Source organism: Cyanothece sp. BG0011 (assembly GCF_003013815.1).
Classification (GTDB): Bacteria; Cyanobacteriota; Cyanobacteriia; order Cyanobacteriales; family Microcystaceae; genus Crocosphaera.
Window position 1 is genome coordinate 1 of record NZ_PRLH01000007.1, and the last position, 14,734, is coordinate 14,734.

The 14,734-nt window shown below is 38.1% G+C and carries 7 protein-coding genes and 1 pseudogene; 1 reads left to right on the forward strand and 7 read right to left on the reverse strand.

Annotated features, from left to right (window positions below; genetic code table 11):
• From C4E06_RS02175 to C4E06_RS02200, 6 genes and pseudogenes are all read right to left on the reverse strand, one after another.
• Positions 1-850 (reverse strand): annotated as a pseudogene (locus tag C4E06_RS02175) (hypothetical protein); the annotation flags it as partial.
• 238 nt (positions 851-1,088) lie between these two features.
• Positions 1,089-3,155 (reverse strand): hypothetical protein, encoded by a 2,067-nt coding sequence (locus C4E06_RS02180; RefSeq protein WP_107666588.1) that lies wholly within the window; start codon positions 3,153-3,155, stop codon positions 1,089-1,091.
• Positions 3,156-3,325: 170 nt separating this feature from the next.
• Positions 3,326-3,592 (reverse strand): phage tail protein, encoded by a 267-nt coding sequence (locus C4E06_RS02185; RefSeq protein WP_107666589.1) that lies wholly within the window; start codon positions 3,590-3,592, stop codon positions 3,326-3,328.
• 265 nt (positions 3,593-3,857) lie between these two features.
• Positions 3,858-5,984, reverse strand: coding sequence for a DUF6603 domain-containing protein (locus C4E06_RS02190; protein ID WP_339377141.1), 2,127 nt, complete (start codon positions 5,982-5,984; stop codon positions 3,858-3,860).
• Between the two features lie 4 nt (positions 5,985-5,988).
• Positions 5,989-7,005 carry a hypothetical protein gene (locus tag C4E06_RS02195; protein ID WP_107666591.1) on the reverse strand — a complete coding sequence of 339 codons (1,017 nt, stop codon included), beginning with the start codon at positions 7,003-7,005 and terminating at the stop codon, positions 5,989-5,991.
• 144 nt (positions 7,006-7,149) lie between these two features.
• Positions 7,150-11,133, reverse strand: coding sequence for a hypothetical protein (locus C4E06_RS02200; RefSeq protein ID WP_107666592.1), 3,984 nt, complete (start codon positions 11,131-11,133; stop codon positions 7,150-7,152).
• Between the two features lie 552 nt (positions 11,134-11,685).
• Between C4E06_RS02200 and C4E06_RS02205 the strand changes: the two genes are divergently transcribed.
• Positions 11,686-14,052: an ATP-dependent Clp protease ATP-binding subunit gene (locus tag C4E06_RS02205; RefSeq protein WP_107666593.1), complete on the forward strand. Its 2,367-nt coding sequence runs from the start codon at positions 11,686-11,688 to the stop codon at positions 14,050-14,052.
• 89 nt (positions 14,053-14,141) lie between these two features.
• Here the strand turns inward: C4E06_RS02205 and C4E06_RS02210 are convergent, their stop codons facing one another.
• A complete protein-coding gene (locus C4E06_RS02210) occupies positions 14,142-14,726 on the reverse strand; it encodes a Uma2 family endonuclease (protein WP_107666594.1) in 585 nt (194 codons plus the stop codon).
• Positions 14,727-14,734: the final 8 nt, after the last annotated feature.

Below are 14,734 nucleotides of genomic sequence, written 5' to 3' on the forward strand. Positions count from 1 at the left end.
TGAAACTTTGAGCGGGATCTAGACAAGAAAATTCCCAATTTCCTAAACTAACAAAGCGGATTAAATCTTCATCTTCTGCTCCCATAAAATCAAATTCATTATTATTAATATAGCGTCCTTCTACAGAGACTAAATAAACCGTACTTGTGCCATTAGGTTCGGGGAGACGGTTACAAATTACGGTAGAATATTCATCTCCTTGAGGAATTGGATTTTGTTCGGGATCTAGGCTTATTTGTAAGGTTTGATAAGGTGGGATTCCTCGGCGAACATGAGCAAGATAAGGTAAGTCTGCGTGAGTGGGTAAAATATCTTGAACATATTTCTTTTTAACATCAATAACAGTTACTTGTTGTTCGGGGATTTGTCCTAATTCTAGTTTCATATCTGTGGGAAATTTAATATTAGAATTTTTCCCTGTAGTTTCTAGTAAGTCTTGTAGGGTAATATTTTTTAGTTTGGGTTTATCTTCTTTGTTATCCTCAAAGTCACTTTCTCGAAATAATAATAAGACTAACCAAGGTAGGTTTTCATCTACCTTGCCGGGGAAACGTTCCCAAGGCAAGGTACTCCGTTTAAAGGTGATATGGGGTAAAACGTTGGAATGTTCACCTAAGCTATCAAGGGGAGGAAAAACAGCATATATATCATTAGGAGAAATGGGGCCAAAGCGTTCACCTTGGACGACAAAGGTGAGTTCACGACTGTAGGTTTTACCATACTCATTAACAATTTGACTCCCTGCTTTGATATTTTGTTCGACTTTTAAGTGATATGTTCCACTTTCTAAAGCAGGCTGGTGAAATTGGATAAATTGAACTTTTCCTTTTTCTTTTTCTTGAGTAACCATTAGAATGACTCCTTTTTATTAGTTGGTAAGGGAAATGTAGAACGGGCTTTTAGCCTGTTTAATAGGGTGAGTAATTTGTAGGTTGGGTTAGCTTGATTTGTAACCCAACACAAGGTTAATTGATGTTAGGTGTAGAATAGGCTTCTAGCCTGTTTAATTTTGCTCATTGTTTCCAACAAAAGGTTAATTGATGTTGGGTTTCGTGCCTCAACCCAACCTACAAACTTAACAGTAAACATTAGTCAAACAATTCTTTTCTGATAAATAACGCATCTACATAGTGTCTATTATCATACTCCCCATCATCCAAATACACTCGCAAACACCAATAGTCGATATTATCACTGTTTTTATTTTCATAGAATTCTGCTGTCACACCACCAACGTTATGTCTGTTACCGTCTTCTGACTTGAAATAAAAACCCACTACTGCTGCAAACCATTCAGAACATTGATAAGATGTCCAACCACTGTTGTTAGAATAAAATCTTTCATACTTCATAACAGGACCCCCATTAATCCGTATTTTCCCGTTAACAATGTTTATACCCTTAGTTTTGGTTTCACCACTAACATCTAATTTAGCAGAGGGAGAAGTCGTCCCAATTCCTACATTGCTATTAAAAATAGCTTTACCTGTTACTTCTAACTCGCTACTTTTGCTCTTACCACTGACATCTAATTTAGCAGATGGAGAGTCTGTACCAATCCCTACATTGCCATCAAAAATAGCTTTATCTGTTACTTCCAACTCGCTACTTTTGCTCTTACCACTGACTTCTAATTTAGCAGAAGGAGAGTTTGTACCAATTCCTACATTGCCATTAGGATTGATCGCTAATTTCGTATCTCCTTGATCACCTTTTTCTAACAATAAATTATCACTAAAAGTAATTCTTGATTGCTTATCTTGTGCTTTCAACTTCAGAATATTTCCATTCTTTCGCTGTAATACTAAATCAGCATTACCATTACCCTGAGTCCCATCGCTATAGATATGTAATTTAATTTCTCCTGTTGGTGCTTCTGTTGTACCAATTCCCAAATTACCACTTGATGTTAACTCCATCAAAGGCTGAGACTCATCTTTTTTGAAAAATTTGACAGATGAATCATCATTAGTATTATCTACATCAGACCGAAAAATAAAAGGTCCTGTGTGTTGAATTTCTCCCGGAGAATCAAGACTAATGCCATTTTTAACTGTGAGCAGTCCGTCTAATTCTTTGCTTGTTCCCACTCGAACTTTATGATCAAAAATTAAGGGAGCTTTTTCAATTTGACAGATAAATTGACCATCTTTGTACCCATCAATATATTGATAGCGTAAATAGAGATTTGCTTCTCCTGTAGGGTGCGTTGTAACAATATTCTCCAAGTTAATTAAAAGGGTTTCTTGTGCCGCTAATACCACATCAGCAGACTTGGGAGTAAATGTCCATTGCAATGCTTTAGTTACATCTCCGACTTTTATTTCTTCGGGGTCTCCTTTTGGTTGCCATTGATTTCCTACTATGGAAATACCAACATCTTTAATGTTATCTTCTGTTCCTAACGCCCAAGGAACATTAGTAGCGTCTCCTACTTCTAAAACAATCACTAATTGAGAACAGTTCGCCACATTAGAATCATACTGAAAAGTAATATCAGTATCCTTTATATTCGGAAGATTTGTGTTAGTAATTCGCAATTGCAGATCGCTTGTTTCATCTTTGACATTGAAGACTTTATTAGAACCTACGAAACCGACATAGAGAGGGATGTTTGATTTACCAGAAGTTTTAATCATTTCTAATTCTAGGGTAGTGGTGTTTGCATATTCGTTATTTTGTCCGGGAATTCTGCTGATATTAATAATATCCATTGTTCCCTGTTTAAATTTCCAAGTGATGGTGACATTTGTGGTGGTGCTTCTCGTTGCCGATTGAGCAGCAACTCCTGTTAAAATAACTTCGGTTGCTCCCTCATAATTGAGGGAAATTTCTTCACCTATCCACAGCAAATAAAGATGATCATCATCCTGATAAAGTGACCAATTTGTGCCTTCTACGGCAATTTGTTCGGGGTTAACTAAGATCCCTGCCGAAAAAGCTAATTTAAAATGATAATTGGTAGTATCGGCTTCCGTTACCCCTTCGATGGAATTAAAAGTAATCGTTTTATCAGCAAGATTGTTGCTGATATCGATGTGAAGCGGAGTCACAGTTTCGGGTGTTCCTAACAGTAAACACCCACAATCTTCTGCTTCTTCATCGTCTTCTGGTTCATAACACCAGAGAAAGTTAAAGGGCATTTTTTGTGCCATAAGATTTGAGTCCTATTTATGGGTTAATTGGGAGAATCGAAAATCGGATTTTACTGTGTTTTGATAATCAATAAAATTCGGGATTCAGCTTAATTTCATGGTTTTGATTTTTCCTTTATAAGTTAGCTGTGTGGGTGAGCATTACCCACCCTACAAATTATTACTAGAATCTAATAGGGTCTTTCTGGATACCAACCGTTACAACAAATAATATAATTCAGGTCATCGTAAGTAGCCCCAGTTTCTGCCCCTAAAACAGGTTGAATCTTGGGTAAAGCAAAGGTTGTTCGACCATCCCCTCCGTATTTGTTTCCTAGTATTGAAAATAAGGCGACATTAGAGTTAATTTCTAACACTTGTCCATTACAAAAAGCCCAATTACGAGGGGCAAAATCGCCAGCAAAGAGTCGAATTTCTCCGATAGTACCTTCGTTCATCAGTGTTTACCTTGTTTATAAAAATGAATCTAATTTATTCTAATTTTTAAAGTCCTAGAGGTCAACCTTTTTTTGAATTAAATAAAAATCTTTAAATCCCTTTACAAAAATAATAAAAGTCATCATAATTTTATCCAAATTATTGTTTGGAAAAGGTCATAAAAAAATAGTTTTTTTAAAACAAAACCTATGGGCGCAAGCCTTGCGCCCCTACAAAATTTTGATTGTGATATTTTACCCATTTCCCACAGGAAAGATGCCTGTTTTACTTAACCAATGGAGCAAAAACAAAACTCTTAGCGATCGCCTCAGCTTCTTCTAAATTAACCTCACTGAGATCACAGCCTAACGCTTCTAAAATGCTGTTACGTTGGTCATTATTAGCTACTGTATTTTGAATGCGATCGCGTTTAGCTTCTTCTGTTTCTAAAGTTGAATCTTGGATAAAAGGAGTTAAATATTCCCAGAGATAAGCATCATCAATGGCTTCAGTATCATACTGTAACTCTTTGACTCCAATTTCATGAGTTTTACCTGCTTTTGGCGGTTCAGCCGGAAGAATTCGGAAGCCAAAAAAGACATTTTCTAAGAATTGTTCGCCATTGACTTCAGGGGGTTTAATATGACCTTTGCTTATCTTCGGTTCACCCCATGTCGAAGTGGGTGCTAGTTTAGTAATAGGTTCAAACTTAAACTTGTTTTTTATATTGTCTGCTTGCTCTTTACGAATAGTCACCTTATGGGTAGTGTCTAAATCACCCGTAGTGACACCCATTGAATTAATCCCAAAATTGGTATTAGTATCAATGGTTTGCTCTGTCTCCTCAACCAAAGCTTTTTTGGTAGGAATTAAACTATCGGTACTCATTTCAAAAACGGTAGGATTAATAATCCAAATTTCTGTTTCTACCCCGTCTTGTTCTTCCAGAATTTGCTTAACTAAACCATCAATGGAAGTGATACTACAAACATCTTTAGGTTCGGGTAAAAATGTTCCTTCAAACTCATCCCAAGAAATTGGTAAAGGATAAATTGAACTTTGATCACCGATTTTGATGGTAACTTTGACAATAACAATCTTAATTTTGAACTTACAACCAAAATCAGGACCCCAGAAATGAATCCCCATTCCTAACCCCACAGAGAGCGCACCTATACCCGCATTAACAAAGCAGTGAACTTCCACATCGTAATGATAGGGGGCCCAACCAAAGAGTAAATCTAACCCTGCGTCAAATTCAGCCCAAACTGATCCTAATTGATAGCGAATGTGCATCAGTCCTCCGGCCATAATGCCATGACCACAGAGGGCAAAATAAACTTGAGCAGTAGTATAGGAATTTTCGTCAATTTGCCAATCAAAGCCCAATCTTGGCACGCTAGGATAGCGATCGGCACATTTAAAGCGAGGATGATAACCTCCTTGAGTAAAGACGAAATCACCCAAGCGAGGGGGTAAAAACCATAATCCGTAGGCATAGCCCCCCGTTAAACGACATTTACGGCTAAAAATGTAGGAATTTTCTGTTAATTGCCCTTGAACAAGGATCACCCCTTCCATCGGGTTAAAACGGGCTGCGATCGCTAATTCTGCCATAGCGATGGGTTCAAACCTTCCGAGGTTAATGGTGGTGGGTAGCATTAAAGTTGCCATACCCAGTAAATTAATTTCAAAGTCACCCTGACTCATTCCCAGAGTCATTAAGCCAAAACCATCAACAATTTTAAAACAGGTAAATTTAAGCCCAATTGCGCCAAAACCAGAGCCAATAGCGGGGGGAATGTACTCATCTAACGCTTCTAACTTTTCGGTAATAATTGTCCCTGTGTCTTTAGGATCAATTTTCTTGGGTCCGTCAATCGCTTCTTTAACTAGGGGAAATTCTTTGATATCTTCTAGAGGTGGTACAATTAAATCATGGTTATAGCCAAAACCTCCCGAAAGTCCAAGCACAAAGAAGAAAGGCGGACCACCAAAGGGATAATCAGCCGCTACATAGAGAAATAAAGCAAATTTTTTACTATCATCATAATTAGTAAAAGAACCAATGGCAGAAAGAGCTAAAGCAGGACCAATTCTTTTACGAAAACCAATCGTAGCAGTTCCTAAATATTCATTGTAATTCTTCTCTCCATCTTCTCCTTGTACTACTAAGAATGCGCCCCCAATTTCTAAACTGCGGGTTTTCAATTCCAATCCAAAACCATCGAGGTTAAAATCTGGGTTAAAATCCACTAAGGGGGTACTAATATAAAGCCCATTTAAGGACAAGATAAAGCGAGACGCATCAATAACAAATTTCGGTGTAAGACGAATTTCTCCTTTTTTAAATACTAATCCTACTTTATCAAAGTAAATAGGACCAAAGGATTGCTGTACATTTAACCAAATGCCATTATCCGTTTATGGTGACGAGATCATCTGATTTAACACTGCCACTATTGTTATTAGTATTAGTGGTGCTACGAGAGGCGGTATTCTTAGTCGGTTTTAAGGTTAATGACCAAGCTTGCATAAACGGACCAATTTCAAACCTTGCTCCTAAATTTGAGCCTCGATTGAGATAATTAATCTTACTGCAAGGAGGTTTAACTTTTAAGTCTGTGCCGAGTTCTTCTAATAAACCATTAATCAGGGTTAAATCCTGTTGACTAAAGGTTTGTAAGGCCACTAAAAACTCAAAAATAAACTGACTTTTGCTAATGTTTTCAGGTAAGAAATCTTGAACTAAAGGAATTTTATTAAACGCAATAGTCGCATCAAACCCAATACTAAACAGCATTCTTTTAACGGCTTTAACACTAGAGCGAATAATTTCATCAATGACAAAAAGAACATTAGTCCCTAAATTAAAGGTGTCTAATAATTCTTCAGGAAATAACTCTGCTAAGGGGGGACAAATTCCGCCAATTAAAGCAGAAAGATTGACATTTCCCACATCAGGATTGGCATCTGTATCAAATACTCCAACAACAATATTGCGTTCTTTTGTGCCTTGTTTTCGGGTTTGATAAGCTAAATTAAAGGTTAATTTAGTTTCACCATCAGCGAGAGGAACTTGTAAAGTTCCTTCATATTTTCCTTCATACTTATCGACATCTGTTTGGGTCATTGTAATAATCAAATTACCCGTAAGTTCTTGAGTCGCTTCTTCATCACTACTTCGGCTAGGTTCTTCCCCTTCTTCGCTTTCTTCTACTTCTCCTTGTTCAATATCAATAGTGACTTTTACATCAAAAAGATAGGTCTTATTATCATCGGAGACAGTAAGCTTTACACTGTTAAAGGTAAAAATCCCAATACTGTTTAATTGTGCATCTTCGGGTAAAATCCCAAATTGTTCAGCAATAAATTTAATAAATTCGGCAATTTCTGTAATTTGCTCGAGTTGATCTTCAGTAATGTTAGGCATTTTTTTGAATCCCAAAAATAGTTAATTAAAGAATGAAAAAGAGACTTCGTAGGTTGGGTTGAACGAGAGTGAAACCCAAAAAAATGTAAGTCAAATAAAGCTATTTGGTTGGGTTGAGGAACGAAACCCAACCTACCAGACTGATCATGTGTTACTGTTAATATCGGCTCGACTCAGTTGTAACCAACCTTCAGAAATTTGTTGAGATTTAGCAAAATTCGCTTTGGTAGTAATGGGTTTAATGGCTACTTTTTCCGTCCATTCTTCAACCCCTTGATCTGATGTTGTTAACGATACCCAAGACCAAGTTGCATTCGTTTGTTGAGATAATGGCATTGCTAATTCCCCACGACTAGAAAGAATAGGCGTTGAAAGGAAATTAACTTCCATTGTCTGTAACGCTTGGTTATAATGTTCGGCTGGTAAACGCAATTCTTGATTAGGTAAAACACCGCAAGAAGCGTGAACTAACCCTCTGGGATCTATTAACATTGTTACCCCTTGAGATGGTGCATCTACCGTTTGTAGAAAATGATTAATACCTTCTGCATTGGTAGTAATGTTGTTGTCTTCAACTACATTGCTTTGGGTAGCATAAAAACGATTATCTTCATATTCATAATCGCCATTTTCTCCGATGGTTTTTTCTTTCCAATAACCCACTAAACCATCATTAAGTTGTTGATAATCTCCTAAACGAATGGGGATTTTAACCTCAGTAAACCCATGAGTAGGAAAGTCTTGATTAGTATCCTCAATGGGAACAGTGGGATCACAAACAGGTAAACCTTTTACCTCTAAACTAAAGGTAGCTCGGACAATAGCGATCGGACGACTAACTAATAAAGCTAAACTGCTATGACTCGCAAAACCTTCAGGATCGATGGTTTCTAAACAATTATTCGCTGTTGATAGAAATTGCTGTTGAAAAGTCTTTCCTTGTCCTAACAAATGATGAACTAATTTCCGTAAATGAGGATTATCCAATAAAGGATAACCATTACCATCACGGGAGAGTTGAACCCCCGGCGCATTACGCCAATTTCCCCCTAAATCAATTGCTCCTAATGTGCAACCTTGACCATCATAAATGGCGAGGCTACTATCAAGATTATTGGGAACAATCCAACCACAAACGGGAGATTTAACCGGGTTTTTCGTGCGTTCTATTTCCTGCATTTGATCGGCTGATAACCAATGGAAATTAAGACGGGCTGGTTGAGCTAAACGAGGGGGTAAAATGGCTTGATAATTTACCTCATCAACATTAGCTGGAGTCATTTGATAGGTTGTGACAACTTGCGTGCTATAGCGATCTTCGACTACCTCTTGATATTGTCCAAAACTATCAATTAACCACAATTTATTAATGGAAAAGCCTCCACTGCGAATCGGATTAAAAATATCACCTGAGAGGATTTTATGTTGCAGATAATGATCTCCTAATGTCCAGCGCACTTGTTCTGTAACCATTTGCGCTACAGAATTGTTAGAAAGGGGATCATCTACTTGAAGTTGTAGGGTAGGTTGTGCCAGCAATAAGGTATCATTGAAACCGCCGAGCATTTGCGCTTGACAGTCTAGGGTTTTCATCTGTTCATAAGCCCATAAAGCCACAAAAATAGGGTCGTTTGCCTGTTCTTCTGGGGTATCTAAGGGATTTTCTGGCTCAGACAAGTACCAGTCTTTGATAGCTTGAAAATGCTCCTCAAGATATTCTGGGGTTTGTTCCTCTTGGGGAATATTATTATAAAAATAGTAACTAGGGAGTAACTTTTCTGTCAGGTAAGTATTGAGTCGTAAACTTAATTCAATACCCACAGAAGGCGTTAAAATGCTAAATCCTTGGTAACTATTGCCATTCGGTACAAAATTGCTTTCTGCTCCTTCTTTAAGCTTCAAATCAATGGCATTTTCTTGTAATTCATAATTATCAAGAATTTGATTAGGGTTATAGTCTTGAACTTCTCCATTGACCATATTACGACAAGGATAATTCATGACAGACCAATGAAAAGCAAAGGGATTCCAAGGTTGTTGACTCCATGTGAGGAAATTAATCTTTTCTTCCCCATCAGTGGGTTTTAACGCTTCAATTTGACCCAGTAAACCGTCAATATTCTCGATAATCTTGGTAATATCAAACTCTAAGGGAGTACATTCTAATAAATCATCCTCCCGTAACCGTCCATCTTGTCCAAAACGTAGGGGTGATTTTGTCGCCTCTCCTGCTAATAAGATAACAGGATCATTCCCTCGCCAGTAACTTTGACTGGGAAAGGGACTTAGTTTATATTGCATGGTTGAATCAGCGTTATGAGTCTCTAAAGCTTGGGATAACTCATTGAGTTTATTTACCAGTTTAAAGGCGATTTGAGACTCAGTAGGGGGAATATAAATGGTAAAAATGCCCCCTTCTACTTTAACGGGGTAATTTTGCCCATTATCATGTATTTCCCAAGATTCACCTTCTGTAATTGTAGTAACTGTTAAGCTTTCAGGATCAGATAAAATAACCCCACAGTTGCCAAATTCGTTACTGATATCTGACCACGGATAATCAGTCCCGTCAGCCCCAAAAATGCCATTACTCGCTAATCGCATCAGTTCCACATAATAGCTTAAATAGTCATTGTTATTAAGACAAGATACAATACCAAAGGGTAGGGTTTTCGCCATGATTCTGGTGTTTTCTTCTGTATCTTGGCTAAATTCTAACTCTCCTGCTTGGGTTATCGCTGTTCTTAAGGGAAAAAGACTGGTTTCAATGAACGTATAGAAAAAATCGGGATCTTGTTTCATACAGTAACACCACTGACTGTATAAGCGATCGCGCCATGAGCCAATATCTAACCAAGCCTGATTATACTCCTCTTGCAGACGATTCAATTCATTGAGTAAATCAGCCAGATGAGGAGGAAGACCTAAACCCCTTGTCGTCTCCGTTTGGGAAGATTGAGCCATTAAAAACCACAAAAAACGCTCATTTTGCGTGCCAAAACCCCTTTCATGTTTTCCTTCTCGGAATTTAGCAATGAGATCGAGTTTTTTACCTTCTAAGCGTTCAACTAATTGAACCGCTTCTATGGTATCTTGAACACTCTTGCGGACGGTTTTACCCGTTTCATTGGTATCTCCGTTAAATTCATGCGCTAAATAGGCGGAAATCGCCTCTGAATCGGAATTCGCAATGGCAAGGGTAGGTGTATCAAAGGTTTGTAATGCACCCCCTTGTCCTGTAAACGTAATACGAGAATGATAAATACTGCGATCGGGGATCTCTTCCCCTGTTTCAATAGTCCAAGCAAATTGCTCTTGTAAGGCTTCTAATAATGTTTCTGGGGTTTTATCACCATTTTCTGCTAAAAACTGCTGTAAACAATCATCTTCGGCCTCACTATACCAACCGATCACATCATATTGTAAGCCGTTGGGGGGAGTATCGGTCACATAATCAGGATCATGAAAGCCAAACACACTATGACAATTGGGATAAAAAGCCGCAAACGTCGCTTTAACCTCATCAAATACCTTTACGGTTGCCTGATTACCAATCGCGGTTAATTCCTCAGCATACTCTTTATTTTCTATATCTGCTTGCCATTCACTCAACTCCCAACATTTCCCCATATACCGAAACCGTTGATATAAATAAGTATGAGGATCATTGGGATCAACCGTCGCTAAATCAGGGGGTTGAATCAGAACATTAATCGCATTAGGAGGGGGACTACTACTATTATCTGATGATAACTTAGGATATAAATAATCACTTTCAACCATCCAAGTTTTTTCCCCTTGATCTCCCCCTTTACGCCGAATTAACCAACGATTCGGAACTTTCGGAAAGGTGGTTCCATTGATGTCATGATCCCCGTCTGTTAGTGCATCGGGTAAGGACCAATGGAGATGAATACCTGCTTTTAGGGTAAATTCTTGGTTAAATAAGGGTCTGAGGGCAGTTTCACTTAAAAAGTTGTGTCCTGATCCATAAGTTTCTTTTTGCCCATTGTTATCAATATAAATAAAAGGGAGGGAGCGATAGTCAGCCATTGCTGTAACCGCTTGTTGTTGCGCTTCTAGACACAAGGCATCAACATGAATAGGAACCAGTAACGCTTTACTCATTATTGTGTGAAGAATTAGTTTTATTTAGGAATGAAAAAATACTTTATGCAGAATTATTGTCAGTCTGTGAAAGACTAAATAATTAACTTTTTGGTCAATCTTTTACATAAAGTAACCTCAGTTGTTTCTACTTTAATCGAAGGTTTTTGTATTGGACACTTCGCTAAATAAAATAGTTTACCTAGTAATTATTACCACAAATCGTCACCCAACCTTAGTCTAAAAAGTATTAACTTTATTGATCAAATTTTTCCAAAGTACAAAAAGCATAAAAAGTATAATTAACTATTTTTTAATGTTTTTGTGAGCCAACTTAATAGTTGGTCAAATTCGTAATTATCGAGTAATGTTGTCAACTGTTGCGCTCATTTGACACTCCCACCGCCCGCGCTCCTCTCGTCGCTCTCCACGGGGGATTATTGAGTCACAGAAACCGACTTTTTCATACAGTATCTAGATGAGTTACGGCTATCCTCACTGCATCTCTTGCCAAAAAACGATAAAGTGTGAATATAGTATGAAGAAATGTAACAAGCCGTAACCCAGAAATTTATGTTTGAGAATTTTACAGATAAAGCCATCAAAACCATTATGCTTGCCCAAGAAGAGGCGCAACGCATGGGACAGAACTTAGTGGGGACAGAACACCTGTTACTCGGGTTACTGGGTCAAGGAAACTCTTTATCCGCTAAGATTTTACAAGAAATGGGGCTAAACTTAAGCACAACCAGACAAGCCATTGAACGTTTAAGGGGGAAAGGGGCGGGATTTAGTCCAAATAATTTACCGTTCACCCCTACAGTTAAACAAGTTTTAGAAAAATCTTTTGATTTAGCTAGAAAAGATAATAGTTACGTCACCCCAGAATACATCTTTCTGGTACTGCTATCAGACCCCAACACCGTAGCAGTGAAGGTTCTAATCGCTCAAGGTATCAATATTCAGGAATTACGCACCACCTTAGTGAAACGGTTAGGAGAAGAACCTGTCCCTGTAACCGCAGGACAAAAAACCTCTCCATTCGATAGTTTTTCCCAACCTAAGCCCACCTTAGAACAGTTTGGGACAGATTTAACAAAAAAAGCTAGAGAAGAGCAATTAGACCCTGTTGTAGGGCGAACGCGAGAAATCGAAAGAGTCATCCAAGTCTTAGGTCGTCGGACTAAAAATAATCCTGTCTTGGTGGGAGAACCTGGGGTGGGGAAAACCGCGATCGCTGAAGGATTAGCCCAGCGTATTATAGAAGGGGATATCCCTGAACTCCTGCAAGATAAGCGAGTCATTGCCCTCGATATGGGGTTATTAGTAGCCGGGACTCGCTTCCGAGGTGAATTTGAAGAAAGACTCAAATCCATTGTCAACCAAGTTCAAGAAGACGGCAATATTATCCTCGTTATTGATGAAATTCATACCTTAGTGGGTGCCGGAAGCATGGGAGGGGCCATGGATGCGTCTAACCTCTTAAAACCGGCGTTAGCGAGGGGTGAATTACAATGTTTAGGAACCACCACCCTAGATGAATATCGTCAGCATATCGAAAAAGATGCAGCCTTAGAAAGACGATTTCAACCGGTGATGGTAGGAGAACCTTCCGTTGAAGAAACCATCGAAATTTTACAGGGATTACGTAAAGAATATGAAGCCCATCATCAAGTGAAATTTTCTCAAGATGCCCTAGAAGCGGCTGCTAATTTAGGAGAGAGATATATTAGCGATCGCTTCTTACCTGATAAGGCGATTGATCTCATTGATGAAGCGGGATCTCGCATTCATTTACGTCATTCTTTACAGAAGAAAATGCAACCTTCTTTTGAAGCGGAAAATGAAGCCCCTGTCATTAATCCTGACTCTTTAGTTCCTGTGGTTGATGAAGAAGATATCGCCCAAATTGTTACGTCTTGGACGGGTGTCCCGGTCAACAAACTGACAGAAACCGAGTCAGAATCTTTGATGTATTTAGAAGATAATTTACATGAGAGGATTATCGGCCAAGAAGACGCTGTAAAAGCAGTATCTAAGGCGATTCGTCGTTCTAGAATTGGCTTACAAAATCCGAAACGTCCTATTGCTAGTTTCATTTTTGCAGGTCCTACGGGAGTGGGTAAAACGGAATTAACCAAGGCATTAGCACAATTTTTATTTGGGTCAAAAGATGCCATGATTCGGTTAGATATGTCCGAATATATGGAACGTCATACCGTTTCTAAATTAATCGGAACAGCCCCCGGCTTCATCGGTTATGAAGAGGGAGGACAATTAACGGAAGCGGTTCGCCGTAAACCCTATAGTGTGGTTCTCTTTGATGAAATCGAAAAAGCCCATCCTGATGTCTTTAATTTGCTCTTACAACTGTTAGAAGACGGACGTTTGACGGATAGTAAAGGACGGACTGTTAACTTTAGAAACACCTTGATTATTATGACCTCTAATTTAGGGTCAAAAGTCATTGAAAAAGGCGGTTATAACTTCGGCTTTGAAACCGAAAACGATGATGATAATCTTCAGTATAAGCGCATTAAAGAAGCGGTTAATGATGAGTTGAAACAGTATTTCCGCCCTGAATTTTTAAATCGTTTAGATGACATGATTGTCTTCCGTCAACTCACTAAACCCGAAGTCACAGAAATCGCTGATATTTTATTAGGAGAAGTGGCTCAACAATTGTATGAGCAACGTCAAATAACTTTAACCGTTAGCGATCAATTTAAAGAGTTAGTGGTTGAAGAAGGATATGATCCCAGTTACGGCGCAAGACCCTTACGTCGTGCTATTATGAGACGGTTAGAAGATAGTTTAGCTGAATCAATTTTAGCGGGTAATATCCAAGATGGAGACACCGTAAGGGTTGATGTTTCTGAAGAAAATAAAGTGCTTGTTCAAGCTACATTACAACCTAATTATGCTTATATTGATCGTTAGGTTGTCTTAGTAACAATTTCAGATGATTGATAAAATAAGTGCCATATTTTTAGCGATAATATGGTGCTTTTTTCTATTCATACTAAGGCTTAAACTTTCTCATCAAAATTAACTCGTTTATATAACTCTTCTAAACTGATTTCAAAATCAACAGAATCTAAAGATAATTGACTTTCTTTTGTTTCCGATTCCGTTAACATCCATTGATGATCAGCCGTTTTCACAAAATGCTCAACCAAAACACTATATTGATCGATTAAAATATATTCTTTAAACTCAGGAATAGACCGATAAAAACGAAATTTATCCCCTCTATCTCTTGCTTGAGTTGACTTAGACAAAACTTCTACAATAACAGTAGGATTCGTAATGGTTGTTGTTCCTGGAGGGTGATAAACCGGTTGTCCTTCAACTACCATAATATCAGGATAAGTATATTGACGATAACGAGGAATCCATAAACGAACATCTCCTACAAATACCTCTGTAGTTTGTTCTCTTAACGCAAAATTTAAGTAGGTACAAAAATCAAGAACAAGACGGTTGTGATTAGTCGTTCCTCCAGTCATTAAAACAATTTCTCCGTTACGATATTCATGTTTTTCGATTGATTCTTCTTCTAATTTTAAATATTCTTCTGGGGTATAAGTTTGTTTGTCTGATGCAATTGTCATAATTTTTT